The sequence below is a fragment of the Bradyrhizobium sp. CCGB01 genome, from assembly GCF_024199795.1.
GTDB lineage: Bacteria > Pseudomonadota > Alphaproteobacteria > Rhizobiales > Xanthobacteraceae > Bradyrhizobium.
In genome coordinates this window covers 2,811,408-2,832,419 of the sequence record NZ_JANADK010000001.1, presented here as the reverse complement: position 1 = coordinate 2,832,419, position 21,012 = coordinate 2,811,408, and the positions used below count along the sequence as shown (strand labels likewise).

General features: G+C 64.9%; 22 protein-coding genes. 5 read left to right on the top strand and 17 right to left on the bottom strand.

The features are described from left to right. Positions 1 to 10: 10 nt before the first annotated feature. The 3 genes from NLM25_RS13045 to NLM25_RS13035 all read left to right on the top strand — a co-directional run bounded on the left by NLM25_RS13045 (position 11) and on the right by NLM25_RS13035 (position 3,634). On the top strand, positions 11 to 1,204 hold the full coding sequence (locus tag NLM25_RS13045; protein WP_254117185.1) for a M20/M25/M40 family metallo-hydrolase: 1,194 nt from the start codon (positions 11 to 13) through the stop codon (positions 1,202 to 1,204). Between the two features lie 101 nt (positions 1,205 to 1,305). Continuing rightward, positions 1,306 to 2,394 (top strand): mandelate racemase/muconate lactonizing enzyme family protein, encoded by a 1,089-nt coding sequence (locus NLM25_RS13040; protein ID WP_254137179.1) that lies wholly within the window; start codon positions 1,306 to 1,308, stop codon positions 2,392 to 2,394. 91 nt (positions 2,395 to 2,485) lie between these two features. Continuing rightward, positions 2,486 to 3,634: an amidohydrolase gene (locus NLM25_RS13035; protein WP_309143649.1), complete on the top strand. Its 1,149-nt coding sequence runs from the start codon at positions 2,486 to 2,488 to the stop codon at positions 3,632 to 3,634. Here NLM25_RS13035 and NLM25_RS13030 read toward each other — a convergent pair. The 17 genes from NLM25_RS13030 to NLM25_RS12950 form a co-directional block, all read right to left on the bottom strand. Then, entirely contained in the window at positions 3,631 to 4,566 is a 936-nt protein-coding gene (locus NLM25_RS13030) for a dihydrodipicolinate synthase family protein (protein WP_254137177.1), read from the bottom strand. The genes NLM25_RS13035 and NLM25_RS13030 overlap by 4 nt on opposite strands. A gap of 92 nt (positions 4,567 to 4,658) precedes the next feature. Beyond that, positions 4,659 to 6,017: an ABC transporter substrate-binding protein gene (locus NLM25_RS13025; RefSeq protein ID WP_254141167.1), complete on the bottom strand. Its 1,359-nt coding sequence runs from the start codon at positions 6,015 to 6,017 to the stop codon at positions 4,659 to 4,661. A 199-nt stretch (positions 6,018 to 6,216) separates the two neighbouring features. Then, positions 6,217 to 7,272, bottom strand: a complete 1,056-nt coding sequence (locus NLM25_RS13020) for a LacI family DNA-binding transcriptional regulator (protein WP_254137176.1) — start codon at positions 7,270 to 7,272, stop codon at positions 6,217 to 6,219. Between the two features lie 155 nt (positions 7,273 to 7,427). Beyond that, positions 7,428 to 7,643 (bottom strand): hypothetical protein, encoded by a 216-nt coding sequence (locus NLM25_RS13015; protein ID WP_254137175.1) that lies wholly within the window; start codon positions 7,641 to 7,643, stop codon positions 7,428 to 7,430. Positions 7,644 to 7,679: 36 nt separating this feature from the next. Beyond that, on the bottom strand, positions 7,680 to 7,853 hold the full coding sequence (locus NLM25_RS13010) for a hypothetical protein (RefSeq protein WP_254137174.1): 174 nt from the start codon (positions 7,851 to 7,853) through the stop codon (positions 7,680 to 7,682). Positions 7,854 to 7,875: 22 nt separating this feature from the next. Continuing rightward, entirely contained in the window at positions 7,876 to 8,205 is a 330-nt protein-coding gene (locus tag NLM25_RS13005) for a four-helix bundle copper-binding protein (RefSeq protein ID WP_254137173.1), read from the bottom strand. 81 nt (positions 8,206 to 8,286) lie between these two features. Beyond that, a complete protein-coding gene (locus NLM25_RS13000; protein ID WP_254137172.1) occupies positions 8,287 to 9,363 on the bottom strand; it encodes a flavodoxin family protein in 1,077 nt (358 codons plus the stop codon). Between the two features lie 88 nt (positions 9,364 to 9,451). Then, positions 9,452 to 10,066 (bottom strand): cysteine hydrolase, encoded by a 615-nt coding sequence (locus NLM25_RS12995; protein ID WP_309143648.1) that lies wholly within the window; start codon positions 10,064 to 10,066, stop codon positions 9,452 to 9,454. Positions 10,067 to 10,075: 9 nt separating this feature from the next. Next, positions 10,076 to 10,378, bottom strand: a complete 303-nt coding sequence (locus NLM25_RS12990; protein WP_254117175.1) for a hypothetical protein — start codon at positions 10,376 to 10,378, stop codon at positions 10,076 to 10,078. A 130-nt stretch (positions 10,379 to 10,508) separates the two neighbouring features. Next, complete coding sequence (locus tag NLM25_RS12985) at positions 10,509 to 10,676, bottom strand: DUF2934 domain-containing protein (protein ID WP_254137170.1); 168 nt, start codon at positions 10,674 to 10,676, stop codon at positions 10,509 to 10,511. Positions 10,677 to 10,691: 15 nt separating this feature from the next. Next, positions 10,692 to 10,880 carry a hypothetical protein gene (locus tag NLM25_RS12980; protein ID WP_254117173.1) on the bottom strand — a complete coding sequence of 63 codons (189 nt, stop codon included), beginning with the start codon at positions 10,878 to 10,880 and terminating at the stop codon, positions 10,692 to 10,694. 96 nt (positions 10,881 to 10,976) lie between these two features. Further along, positions 10,977 to 11,261 (bottom strand): hypothetical protein, encoded by a 285-nt coding sequence (locus tag NLM25_RS12975; RefSeq protein WP_254117172.1) that lies wholly within the window; start codon positions 11,259 to 11,261, stop codon positions 10,977 to 10,979. 128 nt (positions 11,262 to 11,389) lie between these two features. Then, complete coding sequence (locus NLM25_RS12970) at positions 11,390 to 13,891, bottom strand: two-component system VirA-like sensor kinase (RefSeq protein WP_254137169.1); 2,502 nt, start codon at positions 13,889 to 13,891, stop codon at positions 11,390 to 11,392. Then, complete coding sequence (locus tag NLM25_RS12965) at positions 13,888 to 14,814, bottom strand: cytochrome-c peroxidase (protein WP_254137168.1); 927 nt, start codon at positions 14,812 to 14,814, stop codon at positions 13,888 to 13,890. Before NLM25_RS12965 ends, NLM25_RS12970 begins: the two co-directional genes overlap by 4 nt. A 256-nt stretch (positions 14,815 to 15,070) precedes the next feature. Continuing rightward, a complete protein-coding gene (locus tag NLM25_RS12960; RefSeq protein ID WP_254137167.1) occupies positions 15,071 to 15,697 on the bottom strand; it encodes a DUF1127 domain-containing protein in 627 nt (208 codons plus the stop codon). A gap of 106 nt (positions 15,698 to 15,803) precedes the next feature. After that, a complete protein-coding gene (locus NLM25_RS12955) occupies positions 15,804 to 16,529 on the bottom strand; it encodes a response regulator (protein WP_254117168.1) in 726 nt (241 codons plus the stop codon). Positions 16,530 to 16,964: 435 nt separating this feature from the next. Then, positions 16,965 to 17,915, bottom strand: coding sequence for a c-type cytochrome (locus NLM25_RS12950; protein WP_254137166.1), 951 nt, complete (start codon positions 17,913 to 17,915; stop codon positions 16,965 to 16,967). Positions 17,916 to 18,322: 407 nt separating this feature from the next. Here NLM25_RS12950 and NLM25_RS12945 point away from each other — a divergent pair, with 407 nt between their 5' ends. Both NLM25_RS12945 and NLM25_RS12940 read left to right on the top strand, forming a co-directional pair. Next, positions 18,323 to 19,675 (top strand): glycosyltransferase, encoded by a 1,353-nt coding sequence (locus NLM25_RS12945; RefSeq protein ID WP_254137165.1) that lies wholly within the window; start codon positions 18,323 to 18,325, stop codon positions 19,673 to 19,675. A gap of 79 nt (positions 19,676 to 19,754) precedes the next feature. Beyond that, the gene (locus tag NLM25_RS12940) at positions 19,755 to 21,005 is read left to right on the top strand and encodes an MFS transporter (RefSeq protein ID WP_254137164.1); all 1,251 of its coding nucleotides are present in this window, start codon (positions 19,755 to 19,757) and stop codon (positions 21,003 to 21,005) included. Positions 21,006 to 21,012: the final 7 nt, after the last annotated feature.

Here is a 21,012-nt window from a genome sequence, read left to right as displayed (position 1 = left end):
GGAATGAATCATGCCTGTCGACACCAAAGCCGCCACCGACCGCCTCATGCGCTTCCTCGCCATCGAGGGCGTCACCGGACAGGAGGCGGCGATCGGGCGTGAGCTCACCGCCGCGCTGAAGGAGAGCGGCGTGCCGGCCAAGGCGATCCGGCTCGATGACGCCAACACCCGCATTCCCGTGCCGACCGAGACCGGCAACCTCATCGTCGACCTGCCCGGCCGCGGCGCGCTGCACAACCAGCCGCGCATCATGTTCATGACCCACATGGACACCGTGCCGCTGTGCGCCGGTGCCAAGCCGAAGAAATCCGGCCGCAAGATCGTCAACGAGGCCAAGACCGCGCTCGGCGGCGACAACCGCTGCGGCTGCGGCGTGCTGGTGACGCTGGCCGCCGAGCTCGAAAAGCAGAAGCTCGACCATCCCCCGATCACGCTGCTGTTCTGCGTGCGCGAGGAGAGCGGGCTCTACGGCGCACGCCACGTCAAGCTGGACGAGCTGGGCTCACCGGTGATGGCCTTCAACTATGACGGCGGCTCGGCCTCCAACGTCATCATCGGCGCCGTCGGCGCGGACCGCTGGACCGTCGAGATCATGGGCCGCGCCTCGCATGCCGGCGTCGCGCCGGAGCGCGGCATCTCCTCGACCATGATCATGGCGCTCGCGCTCGCTGACGTGAAAGCCGGCGGCTGGTTCGGCAAGGTGGTGAAGGGCAAGCGGCAGGGCACTAGCAATGTCGGCCCCGTCACCGGCGGCGAGGGCCGCCCGGCCGGCGATGCCACCAACGTCGTCACCGACTACGTGCATGTGCGCGGCGAAAGCCGGAGCCATGACGGAAAGTTCTTCAAGGAGATCACGAAAGCCTACAAGGCCGCGTTCGAGAAGGCGGCCAAGAAGGTGACGAACGCGCAAGGCAAGTCCGGCAAGGTCAAGTTCAAGGCCGAGACCGACTATTTCCCGTTCCGCATGAAGGACAGCCAGCCCGTCATCAAGCGCGCGGTCGAAGCGGTGTCCGCGGTCGGCGGCACGCCGAACGTCCGCACCGCCAATGGCGGCCTCGATGCCAACTGGATGGTGCGCCACGGCGTTCCGACCGTGACCTTCGGCGCCGGCCAGAACGAGGCGCACACGATCGACGAATGGATCAACCTCGACGAATACGACCGCGCCTGCGCGCTCGCCGTGCAGCTCGCGACGATGCGGTGATCTCGTAGGGTGGGTTAGCCCTGCAGATGCACGAAGTGCATCGGCTCGGCGTAACCCACCCTACGGACGACGAAACAAAAAAGAAAAAACAGGGAGGCCACATGGCACGCATCGCGACGATCGAATCCGCACTCTACCGGATCCCCCTCCCCGTCACGCTCTCCGACTCCACCCATGGCGAGATCGCGGCATTCGAGCTGATCACCTGCCGCATCCGCGATGCCGATGGCGCCGAGGGCGTCGGCTACACCTATACCGTGGGGCGCAATGGCGGCGCGGTCGCCGACATCCTGAAGCGCGAGATCCCGCCGCTGGTCGAGGGCCGCGAGGCCGACGACACCGAGGCGATCTGGCATCATGTCTGGTGGGGCCTGCATTATGGCGGACGCGGCGGGCCGGCGGTGCTGGCACTGTCCGCGCTCGACATCGCACTGTGGGACCTGAAAGCGCGGCGCGCGAAACTGCCGCTGTACCAGTTGCTCGGCGGCTTCGATGCGCGCGTGCCGTGTTACGCCGGCGGCATCGACCTCGATCTCTCGGTCGAGGCGCTGCTGAAACAGACCGACGGCAATCTCGCCAAGGGTTTTCGCGCCATCAAGATGAAGGTCGGCCGGCCGGACCTCAAATCCGACGTCGCGCGCGTTGCGGCGATGCGAAAGCATCTCGGCGACGGTTTTCCGCTGATGGCGGACGCCAACATGAAATGGACGGTCGAGGAAGCGATCCGCGCCGCCCGCGCCTTCGTTCCCCATGATCTCACCTGGCTCGAGGAGCCGATCATTCCCGACGATGTCGCCGGACACGCGCGCATCATGCAGGCCGGCGGCGTGCCGATCGCGGCCGGCGAGAATCTGCGCTCGCTGTGGGAGTTCAAGAACTACATCGTCGCCGGCGCCGTGTCCTATCCGGAGCCCGACGTCACCAATTGCGGCGGCGTCAGTGCGTTCATGAAGATCGCGCGGCTGGCGGAGGCCTTCAACCTGCCGGTGACCAGCCACGGCGCGCACGACATCACCGTGCACCTGCTCGCGGCCTGCCCGAACCGGTCGTATCTGGAAGCCCACGGCTTCGGCCTGGACAAATATATCGAGCACCCGCTGGTGCTCGAGGACGGCAAGGCCCTCGCGCCGGACCGCCCGGGCCACGGCATCAGCTTCGACTGGAACGGGCTGGCAAAGCTTTCGCCGTGATTGCACGCGAGGCATTCCGAGGGGCTTGATGCAGCGGGCGGATAATCGGCTATGGTGATGACAAGCCCACACCATGCGAAAGATGCCCGCCTTGACCCCCGAGCTGCACCAGAAACTGACCCAATGGCGCCGGCATCTGCATGCGCATCCCGAACTGTCGCTCCAGGAGAAGGAGACCTCTGCCTTCGTGCAGGAGAAGCTTACCGAGCTCGGCATTCCCTTTGAGGCCGGTATCGGGGGCCACGGCATCGTCGCGACCTTGACGCGCGGCCATGCGCAGAGCCGCGTCGGCCTCCGCGCCGACATGGATGCGCTGCCGATCACCGAGGATACGGGCCTTGCCTACGCGTCGAAAACTCCCGGCGTGATGCATGCCTGCGGCCATGACGGGCACACCGCCTCGCTGCTCGGCGCCGCCGCATTGCTCGCCGCCGACGCGAGCTGGAGCGGCACCGTCGATTTCATCTTCCAGCCGGCCGAGGAAGGCTATGGCGGCTCGCGCGCGATGGTCGCAGCCGGGCTGTTCGAGCGCTTTCCGATGGATCAGGTGTTCGGCTTTCACAACTGGCCGGGCCTGGCGGCCGGCACGATCGCGGTCCATGACGGCGTCGTCATGGCCTCCGGCGGCCGCGTCACCATCACCATCGACGGCCATGCCGGTCACGCCGGCATGCCGCATCTGACGCGCGATCCGGTGATGGCGGCGGGGCACCTGATCGTCGCCATGCAATCGATCGTGTCGCGCAGCGTCGATCCGCTCGACACCGCCGTGTTGTCGCTGTGCACGATCGACGGCGGCACCGCGCCCAACCAGGTCGCCGGCCGCGTCACGATCCGCGGCACGCTGCGCCACCATCGCGAGGCTGTGAAGGACATGATCGTGAAGCGGATCGGCGAGATTTGCGCCGGGATCGCGACGACCTTCGGCGTCAAGGTCACGCCCGAGATCGTGATGGGCGTCGGCGTGGTGACCAATACGCCTGATGAGGCGGGCCTCGCGCGCCTCGCCGCGGGGAAGGTGCAGGCGCCAGTTCGCCGCGACCTCGCGCCCAGCATGGCCGGCGAGGATTTTGCCTTCTACCTCAAGCAGCGCCCCGGCGCCTTCGTCTGGATCGGCAACGGTGAATTGCGCGACGGCGCCGAGCTGCACGGCCCGCGCTACGATTTCAACGACGCGATCTTGCCGGTCGCATCGAGCTGGATGGCCGAGGTCGCCAAGGCAGCGCTGGCGTCGAACTAGCGGCGCGCGGCCGCAATCCTGGCGCGGAAGCTCGCCTGCCCCTGCTCGATCTTGTCGAGCAGCGCGTCCAGCGCCCAGAAGCGCTCGCGGATGTCGAAATCGACGGCCCGGCTGCGGATGGACGCGAACGTGCCGAGCCGCTGATGGTACAGTTTTGCCAGCTTGGGGTATCCCATCGGCTCGGCCATCGCCGCGAGTGCGAGATAGACGGAGAGCTCGTCCGCCAGTGCGGGATGCCTGGAGCTGTCGGTGAGCAGCCATTTGTAGAGGTCGGGGTGGAAGTTCGTGAACACGCCGGTGAAGCCGGCAGATCCTGACTTCATGGCGTCGAAGGCGATCGCCGCATTGGCGTTGACGATCGCAAGCGACGAGCCTTTGGTCAGCGCCACGCGACGCTTCACGGTGTCGAGGTCGCAGGACACGTCCTTGAGGATCGCGAAGCGTCCGCTTCCGGCGCAGAACTTCAGCTCGTCGTCGGACAGGAGCCGGCGGAACGGCGCGGGGCACTCGTAAAGGCCAAGCGGGAGATCAGTGGGCAGCGCAGCGAGCAGGCTGCGCAGATTGTCCATGAAGACGGGGCCGCCCTGCCCCTTCGGATCGAACCGGTTCGTCACCAGCACCAATCCGTCCACGCCGGTCTTGGCGATCGAGGTCAGCTCGGCCACCTGATCGTCGCGGGATTCGCTGACATGGCCCGACGCGATGACAGGCACCCGGCCCGCCGCCTGCCGCACCACGAAGCGCGCCAGCGCGACGCGCTCCTCCAGGCTCAAAAACTGCATCTCGCTCGACTGGGCCACCGCGAACAGCGCATCCGCACCATTGGCAATGTACCATTCGATCAGCTTTTCGAGGCCGGCATAGTCGATCGCGTCGGCTTCGGTGAACGGCGTCAGCATCACCGGAATGATGCCCTTGATGGTTGCAGTCACAGCTCGGCTCCCAGGCGTTGAAATCATTGACAGGCAGGAGCCTGCCGCTCACGCGTCCTGCGACGCGTGAGCGTAACATGCGTGGCTGGCGATCAGTTGCCGGCCACTTCCTTGATGCGCGCGATCATGTCGTCGACGGCCTTGTCGACCGGCACCTTGTTGGTGACGATGGCGTTGACCGCCTTCATCCAGACGTTCTCGTTGTTGAGCGTGGTGAACTTGTAGTTCTTGCTCATCTCGTAGCCGCCGACGCCGGCGAAGAACTGGTCGCGCACCGCGCGGCGATGAACGTCGCCATCCCAGAAGGCGGACTTCTGTGCCGACGTCTTGACCGGAAACCAGCGGCCGAGCGCGCCTTCGATATAGGGCTGGAGGTTCTCATCGCGCAGCAGGAACGAGACGAACTCCTTGGCGCGATCCTTGTTCTTGGCCTGCTCGAAGATCAGGCCGACCACCACGGACGCGCGGGTGTGAACCGGCGTGCCATCCGGCTTGTTGGGCCAGACCATGGTGCGGATGCGCTCGGAATAGTTCTTCTTGGCTTCGTCGCGCTGCTCGGCGGTCAGCGTCTCGTTGCTGGAATCGTCGAGCCATTTGCCGGGAAGCGAGACCGTCGAATTGTGCGTCATGATGGTCGTCTTGTTGTGGAAGGCGACGTTGTTGTCGGGATCCTTCCAGCTCGTCGCCGATTGCGGCGTGCAGCCCTTCGCGGCGATCTCGACATAGTCCTTCATGGCGGCGACGAGACCCGCCTTCACCTTGGGATCGTCGACCAGGAGCTTGCCGTTGTCGTCGACCAGCACGACGTTGTAGGCATCCATGAACACCAGGAACGAGATGAAGCTGTCGGTGGCGTCGACGCCCATGGGATGGCCGATGCCGTAGATGCGCTTGCCGGATGCCTTGCGCACCGCCGGCTGCGCCTTGTCGCACCAGAACGACCAGAAGCCGTTCCAGTCCTTCGGGATGTCGGTCTCCTTGAGACCTCCCTCCTCGAGCATGTCCTTCCAATAGTGCAGATGCAGCGTCGCCTGCTTCAGCGGGAAGGCGTAGTAGGCCTTCGCCTTGGTCTTGTCGTTGTACAGCATGACCGTTTCGAGCGACTGCGGGGAGAACTCGCCCTTGATCGGCGCGAGGACCGAGGTGAGATCGACCAGCTTGCCTTCGGACGCCCACTTGCCGGCGCCCTGGAAATGGTAGGTGTCCGCATAGGTGACGTCGGGCGGACTGCCGGCATCGAGCGCGGCCACCAGCTTCGGCATCATGTCCTGCGTCGCATATTGCGACAGCTCGACCTTGACCCCGGTCTTGGCCTCGAACTTCTTGATGACGTCGAGCAGCGCGTCTTCCTCGGCCTTGTAGTAGCCCTTGTTCCACCAGACGACGAGCTTCTCCTCGGCGGCCGCGGGGCTCGCCGCTCCCATCACGGGCAACAGCAGCGAGGCCGCCATCGAACAGTTTCTGGCCCACCGCAAAAGGCTATCGCGCATTGTCGTTTCCTCTCCGTCCCATCCCGGCGAGGAGCCCGCCGGTTGCTCTCATGGCGTTTAAAACGGGCGCTATGTAAGCGCTTACATGCCAGGAGTCAAGCAGCCCTCTTGCGCCGACCATGCGTGCTATCGAAGGACGGCCGTCATCTACCGTAAGGAATCAGCGGGCTTTGGCCTCGCCAGCGCTCTCGCGGATCTTCAGAACAGGCACGACTTCCCGGGACTGCGCGTGCGCTTGCCGGCCCGCGATCACGGCGAGCAGCTCGTTGGCCGCGAGGATGCCGATCTGCTGATTGTCGACCTTCATCGTCGTGAGCCTGGGAGCAAAGCGCGATGAAATCGCAAGATCGTCGAATCCGGTGATCGAAAAATCCGCAGGTGCGTCGAGGCCAAGCTCCCGCGCAGCCATCAACGCACCGAGCGCGAGATTGTCGTTGCCGCAGACGATCGCGGTCGGCCGAACGCCGGCCGCCTGCGTCATCAATCTGGCAAAACTGGCCGCCCCGAACTCCAGCGTCGAGGGGCCCATCATCAGGTCCTGCGCCGCGATTTCCAATCCCGCGGCCGCGAGCGCTTCGCGGATGCCGCGAAGCCTTTCCTTCACGCGGTCGTTGTTGGTGTCCGGCTGAAAGATGGCGGCAAACCGGCGATGGCGAAGAGACAGCAGATGCTCGGTCATGCGGCTGAACGCGGCGCGATTGTCGAAGCCGATGCACGGATGCGACGACAGCTTGTTGTAGGAGTAGGTCACGACATAGGGAATGCCGCGCGAGTTGAGCGCGTCGAAAAGCTCGGGTGGATGATTTTCACCGACCACGGCAAGTGCTTCCACACCGCGCGCAAGCATGGCTTCGGCCTGCCTCAGGCCCTCGTCCGGATCATAGTTCGAGCAGCCCAGGAACAGCGTGAAGCCGCGTTCGCTGAAAACGGTCTGCATGCCGCTGATCTGGTGGGCGAAGATTTCGTCGTCCAGGGTCGGGATGATGGCGCCGGCGATATGCGTCCGGCTCGAGGCCAGCGCCCGTCCGGCCGCATTCGGAATCCAATTCAGCGCGCGGGCGGCGTCCTTGACCCGCAGCCTGACCTCTTCGGAGACCTTGTCGGGCTCGTTGAAGGCGCGCGAGACGGTCGCGGTCGAGACATTGGCCTTGCGGGCGACCTCCTCGAGCTTGACGCGGCCGCTGCCTCCGCGCGCCCTCTTTGAACCTGCTACCATCCCGCCACTTCGGTCGAATGCTCGTTTGATCAATACCTTGCCATGGTATTGACGACCGCCGGAGTCCTCAACGGAAATCTCCGCGCGCGGTTGCGTTCACGCGCCACCGCCGCGCAGCAGGCGCCGACGGTCGAACGGGCACGGAGGCGGGAGCCTCACGAGATTTCGCGCGGCAGCTTCCAGTCCGGTTGCGGCTCGCAGGTCTCCTCCACCCGCGCGACGTGATACCCCTTGGGGAGAAGCTGGCCGCCTTCCTCGTCCGCAACGGGAACGTCGGTGACCAGTCCCTCGATCAATGCGGCTTCCCACACCTCCTTCTCGGAGGGGAAGGGATCGCCGATCTGCTTGTTGCCTTCGAACAGCGCGTACATCGGTTCGGCCCTCGTCTGGATGGTGCTGCAGCAGTGCTACGGTCCGCCAGCGACCGAACCGGCGATCACCATCACCAGCTCGGCGAGATTGATCTTGCCGTTGACGACCAGCTCTTCGGAAGAGCCCTCGACTTTCAACGATTGCGGACGGTTGGCAGCCTGACGCTTGAGTTCGCCGATGATGGATTCCGTGAGCTTCTCTTCCAGCATGAATTTTCTCCTCAAGCGACTCTTAAGCGGCCATGGCGCGGCAGGATTCGGCGCACGAGCGGCACATCGCGACGCACTCCTCCATGCCGCCGATCCGCTCGCAATCCCCGGCGCATTCCGTGCAGATCTCCGCGCATTCACCGCAGGTGTGCCGGTGATGCGGCGTGTTGATCAGCATGAAATGCGCGGATGTCCGGCACATTTCGGCGCAGGCCATCATCAGGCGGAAATGCTTCGGCTCGACATGCTTGCCGCCGGTCTCGAGGCAATGGTTCATGGCCACGCCGAGGCAGGTCCGGTAGCAGCTCAGACACAGCTCGATGCAACGGGTCATGTCCTCGGATTTCGGCATCTCGTCTCTCCTGACTGCTGCGTCCACGCTTCTCTGCACTATCCAGACAAGCCAAGGCGGCCGGCTTCGTTCCTGGCGTCGTCATTTGGGGTTCGGGTCTTCGAGGCCGGCCCCGGGCTCGTCGAGGCGCCCGCTTCGCGCCAGCCTGACAGCGTTGCCGAGGGCGCGCGCCACGTTCAGCACCTCCTGCTGAAACTCGCGGTCCTCGTCGAGGTGGCGATGCGACATCGCATATGGCTCCATGTAGCCGACGTAACCGTCGATCTCGCCGAAGCGGCCCGCCGAGATCAGGTGCATGTCGGTCAGCCAATCGGACAGGGTGCGACGCACGCCCTCGGCCCCGACGCTGTCGCCGTGAACGACGAGGCCGAAATGGCGGCCGGCGAGATGACGCGGATAGGGCCAGCCCTTCAGCTCCATCGCCTTGGCCTCGTCGGCCTTCTTGCCGTGCGTGGATGTCGGATCCGGATTGCCGCCGTCCGCGCAGACGAGGCGATCCATCATCGCTTTCAGCCCGCCCGGCACGTGATACCAGTTCACCGGCGTCACGATCATTATGCCGTGGGCCGCGACCCAGAGCGGGTAGATCTCGTTCATCCAGTCGCTGGCCTGGCCCAGCGAATGGTTCGGATAGCAGCTGCACGGCCAATGGCAGAGCGGCATCGCGGTGGAGACGCACGACTTGCACGGATGGATGGTCCTGCCGAACTCCGAGGTCAGGCGGGAGAGATCGAGGATGTCGACGGCATAGCCCATCTCCATGAAGACGGGCTCGGCCAGCTTGACCAGGCGCCAGGTCTTGGACATCTCGCCGGGACAGGTATGCTCGCTGCGCGCCGAGCCGTTGACGATGAGGATGCGCGGCGTCGCGCCTGCGTCGTCGTGCCGGCGCTGCGCCTCCAGAATTGCGGCGCGCGCGGCGAGCCAGTCCACGGCGAGATCGTAATCGGGATCGGCGAAACCTGCCCCCGCCTTCCGCGTCACCGGCGCCTTGCGCGAATGAGTGTAGGCATCCCAGGCGGCGCCGACGATGGCGTCGAGCTCGCGCTGGAGCGGCGCAAATGCCGGATCGACGAACTGGTCTCTGTAGCGCTTCTCGAACGCCTCGCGCGACAGCTTGACGGGCGGCATCCCCTTGCGAACGTCGACTTCCGTCATGCGTGCTCCTCGATCAATCGGTGCAACCCGACCAACCCAAGGTGCTGCACGCAGTTCCAAAGCAGGCGCGCGCGGGACCACAAGATCCCTAGTCGCGCCAGAACTCCGCCAGCTCTTCCGCGGTCACGAGATCGACCTGACCGTGGAAGCGGGTGCGGTACATCGTCATGAGCGCATCGTGGCCGACGTCGGACGAGCTGCACAGCGCATCCTCGACGATCACCACCCGGAAGCCGAGATCGACGGCGCTCAGCACCGTCGAGAGCACGCAGACATCGGTCTCCGCACCCGTCATCACCACCGTGCTGACGCTCTCTTCAACCAGCAGGCCCGCAAGGCGCGGATTGCTGAAGGCGGAATAGGCCGGCTTGTCGATGATGCGGGCCGGCGGAACGTAGCGTGCCAGCGCCGCCACGAGATCGAGCGCGGATGGCGGAAGATGGTTGCGCGTTGCCTGACGCCAGCGTTGGAAATAAGCCTTCCACTGCCCAGGACGATCTTCCGGCTCCTGCGGCGTGATGAAGCGCGTGAAGATCGTCCTGGCCTGATGGCGCGAGACGATCGACGCGATTGCCGGCAGGACTTTGTCCATCCACGGCGTTTGCCAGAGACCGCCGGGCGCAAAGATGTTCTGCATGTCGATGCAGAGGTGGATCGCATGCCGGATTTCGCCTTCCGGCGACTTCGCGTCCCGTTTGGAAATGCCGATGACTCAGCAATCCTTGTCGGCGGTACCGGTCGTCGACTTCGGCTGTTCGGCAGCCGTCGGCTGTCCCTGCATCTGACGCTGGGCGTCCTGCGACGAAGTCGCCGTGCTCTCGCTGGCTTTGTTCATGGCTGATGTCGGCGGATGCTCCTTGGCATTTGGCGAGGCGATGCCAGTCGTCCCCGTCGCCTGACCGGTGGTGGCCGGCCCCGAGCCTGCGTCGCGGTTGGCGGTGTTGCAGGGACCTGCCAAAGCAATGGTCGAGCTGACGGCCAGAATGGCGCCAACCAGCATTGATCTCCTGAGCATGACAATCTCCTTCCCGAAGTGCCGGCTCATGCTTGGCGGAGCCGGGTTCCGCCATTTTGCGATGCTTCTTGCTTGCCTAATCGCGCAGGGCACCGGCTGTTCCTAAGCGGAAGGGAACCTCGAGGCTCCGTTATTCCGTGAACGTATCGGAGGCTTCTTCGGCGTTGTTGGCTGGATCGGCCGAAAGCTCCCGCTCCGCTTCGCGCCAAAACTCGTCCTGCCGCCCTTCCGGCCTGCCTGCCAATTCCCAGAGCGCATGCGCGCGGCTCCGGATGAGATCTTCTGTCGGTTTCACCATCTCAGCTCCTTCCTGTCAGTTCGGCTTGGCAGGATGCGCGGTGCGCGGATGGCGATCGTGCAGCAGCCGCGCCAGAGCTTCGCGATCCTCGGCGCGGTCCTTCATCGCGGTCTCGAACAGCGCCTCCTGGACGTCACGCGGCATGTCGCCCCATACGTCCATGGCGGCGCGGCCCAGCAATGTGGCAAAGCGTTCGTCACCCATGTCGATCCTCCTGTCCAGATCGAAGAGGGAACAACGCACGCTCGCTGGCGTTCCACGAGCGGCTCCGCGGCGTCGCGGAGCCGCCCTCCGGCATGATCAGCAGCCGCGGCAGATCATCAGCTTGCGATCGATCTCCTCGTCGATCTGTCGCAACTCGACGTCGATCGCCGAGGCTTGCAGAGGCCCGGACAGGTCGCTAGGCCGCGGCTGGCGGTGCCCGATGGGAGCCTGCCGAAACAGGTCCGCGAACCTTGTCGGGGCGAGATCGCCGGGCGAGACGATCGTCGTGCGGGCGCCGGCGCTCTCTCCCGCCTTGAGGCTCGAAACCGGCCAAAACAACAAATTAGCTGCGACCATGGTCGCGCCGAGTCTGATCGACATCATCATTCTCCTATAACGGTGACATTGCGGACACGCGTGCACTGGATAGGAGGTTGCGGCTACCCGGCCATTTCGCCCGCGGTGATATCGCGTTACCGCTGAAACGGCGGGCACAGCCGCCGCGGGCGCTATGTCGCGCTGGCGGCTCGCTTCAATCGACTGCTCGTGGCCGGGGAGACAATGCTCCGCGCCAGGACGCCGGCGAGCTCCGCCGATGCCAGCGGGTGGTGAACGAGTTCGGTGATGCCAGATGTCTTGAGCGACGGCATCGCCAAGTCGCGTGTCGAGGGCGCCGCCAGGATGATCGGCAGCGCCGGCGCAGCGTCATGCAGCGCCGCCGCGAGATCGAGTGACGAGCCTCCGGGCAGATGACACACCAGCGCCGCGTCGAAACGGGTGTGCGCGGCGCGGCAGGCGGCAATCGCCTCCGCCAGCCCAGTGAAGCCGACGGGTTCATAACCCAGTGCCGCGAGGATTTCCTCGTAGCGCAACAGGCGGCGGCGATCGGTGTCGATCACGAGCACGGTTTCGCCGGCGCCGCGCAACGCCGGATCGGAGCCGTGTTGAAGTGCTTGCGGCTCGTCGGACTCGCCGGACGGCAGCCAGATCTCAAAGCGCGCGCCGGCATCCGGCTTGCTCTGCACGGCGATGGCGCCGCCATGTTGCTCGACGATCTCGCGAACCGTCGCAAGTCCAAGGCCGTTGCCGTCCGGGCGGGTCGTGAAGAACGGCTCGAATATCCGCTCCAGCGTCGCCTCATCCATGCCTGGCCCGGGATCGGCGATCGAAATGACGGTGAAACGGCCACGGCCGACTTCGTTGCGCCCGACCAACAACGGCTTCGCGAGATCGCGCACCTCGATGCGGAGCTCGACGCGGCCCGGCTCATTCATCGCCTGCGCCGCGTTGTTGCACAGGTTCAGGATGACCTGCTGCAATTGGGCAGGCTCGCCGATCACGACGGCCGTTTCGGCCATCTCAACGACCTCGACCTTGACGTGCGACGGCAATGATGCGGCCAGCAGCGACCTGGTTTCGTCGACCAGGGTCTTGACGCAAACGCGCTCCCGCCTGCCCTCGCCGCGGCGCCCGAAGCTGAGAATCTGTTCGACCAGCTCACGCGCCCGCTCACCGGCACGGCGGATTTCCGCAAGACTCGCGGCCGGCCCGCTTCCTGACGGGACTCGCGCATCGGCCATTTCGGCATAGCCGAGGATTGCACCGACGATGTTGTTGAAGTTGTGGGCGATGCCGCTGGCAAAGGTTCCAACGGTCTCCATGCGACGCGCGTGTTGCAGACTTTTCTGCAGGCGCTCCTTCTCGCCTTCGAGCCGAGCTCGTCGGATCGCATTGCCGATGGCGTCAAAGGCCATGCGAAACAGCGAGACTTCGGGCCAATATGTGAGCGCGCCTCCGCGCACGGCATCGAAGCCGAGAATTCCATCGCGGTTTCCGTAGGCCGCCATGATGCAGAGCCAGCCGCTGACGTCGGCTTCGGCAAGCAGGTTCATCGTGTCGTGGGGATGCGAAGCGTTCACCTTGGGGATATAGACGATGCCGTCCTCACCGCCGTCCAATCGCGGCGCGAGGCTCAGCACCCGCTCCGGCCAACCCGGCTCCAACTCGATGCCATCCCGGGACCACCGATAGGTCTGCATGGTCGTGCCGAGCACGCAGGCAAAATAAGCCCGATCCGCACCGATGCATCCTGCAAGCTGGTGAAGCGCCATCTCGACATCCGTGGCGATCCTCTCGTTGCTCGAATTGATGAACAGCATCGAGATGTTGGCGATCACATGCTCGAACGCGGCACGGCGGCGCAGTGTCACGGCCCGTTTGCGCAACAACGATCCGAAATAGATGATGCCCGAGAGTAGCAGCAGCGAGGTGATATACTGCAGCAAACGCGTCTTGCGCGCCGAGGCGCGCGCGGCGAGCTGGCGCTTCAAGATCACCGTCATCATGGCATCCTGCTCGCGGTTGTTGGATTCGGCGACGAGCGTCTTCAGGATGGTGTCGATATCAGGCAGAAGATCGTGCAGCATCTGCCCGTGGGTGAGCAGCGCCCGGACCGAGTCCGCTTCCGCCCGCGGCGCTTGAAGCTGCGCCAGCTCTTCCAGCCGATCCTCGACCTGGCGCGCGGCGGTGTCCGACGTGTCGAGCGTCAGGCGCAGCATCGCCGCCGCCAGTGCGGAGGCGGCCGTCACCAGCCGCCGGTCATCCGACGCGGCCAGCTTGTCGCTGAACAGGCCGAAATAGGCAAAGGAGTTTTGCAGCAACGCGTTCCTGCTCTTGAACCGCTCGATCAGGCTCTCCTGCCGGCCGGCGCGTGCCGACAGGACATCGATCGCCATGGTCTGCTCGGGGTCGAGGCCCGCGGTGTCGCGCAGCCGCGACAAGGCATCGTCATAGGCATTCACCAGATGCACCAGCGCGTCGTAATTGCGCGACAGGCCGGCACGCGCGGTGAGGACCTCCCTGGTCATCCCGCGTTCGAACCGGCTGAAATCCCCCAGCGCCTGCAGCTGGCTATCATAACGCGCCGAATTGATGTTCAGCCCGTTCAACAGCAGCCAGGTGAGAAGCGCGAGCACGAACGCGACGCAGGCAACGAGTGGAGCGGATCTCACGGCGCGCCTCCCACGGTCGCGCCGCGATAGGTCCCGGTCAGGCTGCCGAGAAAGGCGACAAGCGCCTTGACCTGCTGGTCCGTCAACGTCGCGTTCAACTGGGCCAGCGCCATCTTGCGAACCGCGTCGTCGAGTGTCGGCGCGCTGCCGTCATGAAAATACGGCGGCGTGGTCGCGACGTTGCGCAGGCTCGGCACGCGCAGGATCTTGGGCTCGGGCGAAGCGAGAGGGTGGAATATGCCGTGGCGCTCGAACAGATTGCCGCCGACGTTGACGCCCTGATGGCAGGCCGAGCAGCCCAGCGATTTGAACAGGCGGTATCCGTCCAATTCATCGGCCGACAGCGCTGCATCGTCGCCCTGCAGCCAGCGATCGAACCTGCCGCCCGGCGTGAGCAGCGTGCGTTGGTAGCTCGCAAGCGCATCGATGACATCGCCACCCTCCGGGCGGCGGCCATACGCCGCGAGGAAACGACCTCGCATATCAAGATCGGCATCGAGCTTCTCGGCAGCCTCCGCCGCGCTGCTGCCCATGGTGTGCGGGCTTTCCAGCGACGCCTTGATATCAGCCTCGACGGTGCGGAATTTCCCTTCCCAGGTGAAACGAAAATTGAGCGTCGAGTTGAAGACCGTGGGCGTGTTGAGCGGAAGCTCCATCCCGTCGAGGGCAACATCGTGCGGCTTCTGGCTCGCGCCGTTCGTCGCGACATCGTGGCAATATTGGCAGGTGCGGGAATTGTCATGCGATATCCGGCGATCGCTAAACAGCTTCTCGCCAAGTTGGACCTTGAGCGGATCGTTGGCGCGAGCCGCAGGAATCGGCGTGATTGGCTCGCCGCGGTCCAGTGCCGACGGGGGCGGCGACTGCGACGGCGCGGGAGTGACTTCCACGCAGCACAACAGCACCGCGCAAATGGCGATCAAGCCGCCTCGATAGCCGGCGCCTGGTCCTGCTCCACGAAATCCGATCAATTGTCGCACTGTCAGTGATATGGGGTGGAAGCGATACGCAACTGCGTCAATTCAAGGGCTTTTGATCGAAGCGCGATGATTTCGTGAACGCGGCCATCGCCAGATCCGGGGAACGAGACCGAACATGCCGGCCCTGAGGCCGCTCGGGATCATCGAGCGGCACGCGGCGTGACATAGGCCCAGCCCGGCGAAGGCGAAATAGATCGTGTCAGCAATCATGACAGTACCTCACCGTCCATTCGATATCCGAACGGCTCTGGATTCCGAGATCGCGCAATGTCTGGTCGTCGAGCTTCGCCAGAGCGGCAACCGCCCTGTCGATCTCGCGCTCCCGCCGCGAATGCGACAGCAAGTCGGTCAACGTCCCACCGGCCGAGCGCAGCCAACGCCAACGCCGCTCCCGTTGCGCATTGAACGGCCGGACGCGATCGAGTTCGACGACATTGCTCTCGGCCCCGTCGCTGCCGCTGTTCCGCACCGGCGCCACGGGCGCGCCAGCCTCTGGGCGCGGCTGCCAATGCCTCCTGGCCTCCAGTATTGCGTGAACCGGCATGGCCGCGGTCGGATGCAACGCGGCACCATAGAGGGCAAACCCTTCGATGAGGGCAAAGACCCCAGACCAAAATTTGCTGACCTCCCGGTCTGGCTGCGCAGCCGTCGCCGCCGGCCGCGAGCCGATGTCCGCGAGGCCCTGATCCGCCAAGCGCTGGCTCGCGGTGCAGTCAGTACGGCGACCGGACACGCCGCGGCCGTCAGACCACGCGAAACGGCTGCGCCGCTCGCGCTCCATGGCATCCGGGACAACACGGACCACATTGCGAGAATGCGTCTTCATCTCAAATCTCCCACACGCTGTTGATGGGAGAAATGTGCGGGCCGGCCGTTACGCCGAGATCACCGCCACCGGCAAAGGGGTTACAGTTGCAATCCCGCCGCCGCGTTTAGAACGGATCTACAGGAACCGCGAACACATAGCCGACGCCGCGCTCGGTCTGGATGACTCGCGGCGCACTCGGATCGGCCTCCAGCTTGCGCCGCAGCCGCAGCACCTGGACGTCGATGCTGCGATCGAAAATGTCTTCATGGATGCGGGTCGCCTGCAGCAGATGCTCGCGTGACAGGGGTCGCTGCGGCGCCTCGAGGAAGGCCAGCAACAAAGCATACTCTCCCTTGCTGAGCGGGACCGGCGTTTCGCTGGGATCGACGAGCTTTCGGCCGCGGCGTTCCAGTTTCCATCCGCTGAATCGATAGCCTCCGCGCTCGGGATCGCGGGCCCGCGCAGCACGACCCATCTCCTGCCGCCGCAACACAGCCCGGACGCGGGCCAGCAGCTCTCGCAGGGAGAAAGGCTTGATGATGTAGTCGTCGGCGCCGAGCTCGAGCCCGACGATACGATCGATCTCGTCGGGGCGGTGACCGGTCGTGATGATCACCGGCACGTCGGAATGCGAACGGATCTCCCGCAACAGATCCAGACCGTCGTCTTGGCCGAGGCGAAGGTCGAGAATGATCAGGCTGGGCTGACCGGCTTCGAGATAGTGGTTCAACTCGGACCTGGTGGAGGCCGCCCTGGTCGGGACGTTGTGCTCCTCCAGATATCTGATCACCATCTGACGCAAGGTGGGGTCGTCGTCGACAACGACGATGTGGCCAACATCTGCAAGCATACTACTCTCTCAAATCTGGCGTAACCAACAGGGTCGCGTTCAAGATCTGCAATCGCTCAAATGATATCCGGGACAGCCAAAACATCGCCATGCGCCGACGCCGTCCATTGCATGTCGATGACGCTGCAACCCGGTATTTCTGCGGCCAATCCCGCTGAATGTCGCAGACGTGAAGCATTGTGATCCCAGCTAATGCTACTTTTGGGCGATTTCCAGTGTGCCCGCCGACGTGATTGTTCGTCAGTGACGAAAGGACCGTTCGGCGATGACGACGGCTGCGCGACTGGCAGCAAGAAGGCTGTGAAAATTTTCCTGGAGCGCGACGTCGCCTTCAACAGCGCGCGCAGAGCCGGGGCGCCGCTGTTCGAGCGCACGCATAAGCGATGAGTGCAGCCGGGGCGAGACCGGCCACACCAGGTCATTCTCCGGGATGGGTCAGAAGCGCGGCAGGTTCACGAGGTACTGGTAGATCGCGGCGAGTTCGTCATCGTCCATCCGCCCGATCGGCTGCCACGGCATTTGCTCGGTGAGCCGATGTCCGTTCGGATCGACACCTGTGCGCATGGTTGCGACGAACTGCGCCTGGCTCCAGTCCTTGACGATAGCGAGGTCGGGTCCGAGCGGCGGCAACTGGCCGGGCACCCCACCGGAGAGATCCTTGCCGTGACATTCACGGCAGTCCTGATAGGACAGCAAGTACCTGCCGTAGCGCGCCGTCGGCTCCTTCGGCGGCGCGATGACCACACCGGTGAAGACCGGCTTGGCATCCGGCAACATTCCGGCGCCCAGCATCGCCAAGCCCAGCAAGCTGAAACGATCCGGAGGATCCGGGGTCTGTTCGCCGCTCGGTGACAAGCCGCGGATGTAGGCGATGACGGCCCTGGTGTCGTCGTCGCTGAGCCGGCCGGCGTTGGTAAAGGACATGATCGCGAGCCATCGTCCCCGCGCGTCGATGCCATTGCGAATGGCACGAAAGATCTCGCCGTCGGACCAATGCTTCAGGGCCCCGGCGGGAGTCAAATTCGCGGGCACGAAGGAGCCGATGGGAAGGGGCAGATCTTTGCCGACATCGCCGCCACCCGACAGAACGCCGCTCTTCGAATGGCATCCGGCGCAAAAGCCGTCGGCGACTGCCCTGCCGCGGGCAATTCGTTCCGGCGTCACCTCGACCTCGAGATCGGGGACCGGCGCAGACCGCGAATGCTGCTTGACGATGCCCGCTGCGGTCAACGCGCTTACGCCTGACAGCGCGACGGCGAGCGTTGCTGCCAGCACCACTCCGCCCCATTTCACCAGGGGATTCCTTGCCCGCAAGGCGCGAACGCCTGACCAAACCAGGAATGCGATGAGCGCAGCCATCGCAATCAAGGCGACAATGTTCTGCATGGCGTCTTCCTCGAAGAATTCCGCCTCAACGAATTTTGCGCGGTCAAAGCCGCGCGATATGTCGGTCTTCAATAATCGCGCCCGGCCAAAATCGCCGCTGAATGCCAGCAGTCCTCCAGGCTGATAATTTGGCAGATTAGGAGCGCAGCGTTACCGCTCTGTTTCACGGCCGGCCGCTCGCGTTACATTTGTAATCCTTGTGCGGCGACATGGTCGCCGCCTGCATGCTGCCGGGGCTGGACTCCGGCCTTGGACACCGGCCTTGGCCGCGCCACGATGCGTTGCCGGCGTAACCATTTGGCGGCCATCGGAAGCCTCGGCGTAACGGCGATCCCTTCAATTGCCTCTGCTCACTCGAGCGGCCGCCTTGCGGCGACCGTGCATCGATCATCAAGAGGTCATCTCCCATGAAGATTCTTATCGCTTCGACGCCTGCGACGGGTCATCTCAATCCGATGCTGGCGATCACGCAGATCCTGGTCGCCGAAGGCCATGAGATTGCTTTCATGACGGGCACCGCCTTTCGTGCCCGCGTCGAAGCCAGCGGCGTCAGATTTTTTCCGCTTCCGGAGGGCGCGGACTTCGATCCGAGCGACGTCTTCTCGCGGGTCCCCGAGCTCAAATCCATCCCTCCGGGGCTGGAGTGGTTCCGTGTTGCCTGCGAGCGCATCTTCGTCGACGCCGTTCCGCACCAGCACCAGGGACTGTTGCAGGTGTTGCGGCAATTCCCCGCGGACATCATCGTCTGCGACGACATGCTGTTCGGTGTGCTGCCGATGCTGCTCGGACCGCGCTCGCAGCGGCCCCCCATCGCGCTCTGCGGGACCTCGTTCCTGCATTGGGCGCGCGAGGATGGCGCGCCCAATTTCCTCGGCTTGCCGCCTGCAAAGACCGACGAGGAGCGCGATCATTACGCGGCCATGGCGCGGGACTATGATGCGGCGGTCGATCAGCCGGTGTCACTGCGACTGAACCGGGCCCTGAAGAGCCTCGGCGTCGGACCGATAGCGATGCCGCTCTTCCATTCCGTGGTCGCTCTCGCGGACGCCTACCTGCAATTGTCGGTGCCGAGCTTCGAATTTCCTCGCGAGATTCCGTCCTCGGTGCAATTCGTCGGCACGCCTCCGATCATTGCCAACCAGGTCCCGCCGCCGTCATGGGCCGAGCAGCTCGACGGCACACGCAAGATCGTTCTGGTGACGCAGGGAACGGTGGCCAATCACAATTTCAATCTGCTGATCGCCCCGACGCTGGCCGCGCTCGCCGACGAGCCCGACATCCTGGTGATCGCGACCGCGGGCGGCCGCCCGGTCGACGCCATCCCCGGCAGGATCCCGTCGAACGCGCGCATCGCCAGCTATCTGCCGTTCGAATGGCTGCTGCCGAACGTCGACGTACTCGTCACCAATGGCGGCTATGGCAGCGTCAACCAGGCCATGAGCTTCGGCATCCCGCTGGTCACCGCGGGAATGACCGAGGACAAGGCCGACGTCAACGCGCGGGTCGCCTGGTCCGGCGTCGGCATCAACCTCGCGACCAACGAACCGACTCCAGAGGCCTTGCGCGACGCGGTGCGAGCGGTGCTCGACCAGCCGCGCTATCAATTGCGCGCAACGCAGATCGCGGACGAGTTCGCCGAGATCGATACGCCGGCGGAAATCCTTCGTGTCCTCAGCGAACTCGTGACCGACGAGACGGAGGTATCGCGCCTCCGCGCGGCCGCAGCGAGCCAGGGGCGACGTGTCGGCCGGCGTGCCTGATCGCACGAGCGATGGAGCGCGGAGCGGCCGCGCTCCATCGCCTCGCGAAACCTCATCACACCTCATCGGGTATTCGTCCATGCGAATCGAGCCTCAATCCCTCGCATTCACGCTGTTGCTCGGCCTTCTTGCGGCCGTGCCGTATTCCGGCATCGACATCAATCTGCCGGCACTCACCGCCACCGGCGTCACGCTTGGCGCGAGCGCATCGGATGTCGGACTGACGATGAGCGCGTTCATGCTCAGCCTGGCCATCGCGCCGCTGATCTACGGACCGGTCTCGGACCGCCTTGGCCGCAAGCCGGTTCTCGCATTCGGCCTCGCGCTGTTCGTCGCCGCCAGCGTCGGTTGCGCGCTTGCCCCTTCGCTGCCGGTCCTGCTGCTGTGCCGCTTCGTTCAGGGCATCGGCGCCGCCGCAACCGCCACGACCTTTGCCATCATCCGCGATCTGTTCGACGGCGACGCCGCACGCGGCAAGATCGCCAACGTCATGGTCGCCGTCAACGTCGCCACCGTGATCGCGCCGACGGCGGGCGCCGCCCTGCTGGCGGCTGCCGGCTGGCAGTCGATCTATGCGGCCCAGGCCGGAATCGGTTTCATGCTGCTGATGGTCGTGATGTTTCGCTTCGCCGAAACCGCGACGATCGCCCCTTCCGGCCGCCTCGTGCCATCCGCCGTGATCGACAGCTATCGGCGCGTGCTGACGCATCCGGTTTCGCTGCCTTTCATCCTGGTCGGCGCCACCGGAGGCGCCACGGTGTTTGCCTATGTTACCGGCGCCTCGCTGTACTTCGTCGGCGCCGTCGGGCTGCGCCCCGAACAATACGGGCTGATCTTCAGTGCCTGCTCGGCGGCCGTGATGGGCGGCGCCCTGCTCGACGGCCAGCTCGGCCGGCGCGGCGCAAGTTCGGCACGCATGCTGGCAACCGGGCTGACGCTGTCGGCCGCAGCCAGCGTCGCCTTGCTTGCGATGACATTGGCCGGCTGGATGCCGACGGCTCTCGTAGTCACGCTTCTGATGACGGTCGCGCTTGGCTTCGGCCTGAGCCTGCCGAACGTGATGAGCGCGACGATGCAGCGCCTCCCTGAGATCGCCGGCGCCGTCAGCGCCGCCGCCGGCAGCATCCAGCTGACCGCAGGCGCGATAGCCAGCGGGCTGGTGGCGGTTCGCTTCGACGGCCGGACCGCGCTCTCAATGACCGCGGTGATGGCGGCGGCAGCGCTTCTCGCCCTGGTCCTGTATCTGTTGGTTGCACGCCCCGCCGAACGTCGTCTGGAGTCGCTGACCATCGAACCCGGCGTCGCGATCCGAAGCCCGAGGAATTCCTGACTTATGC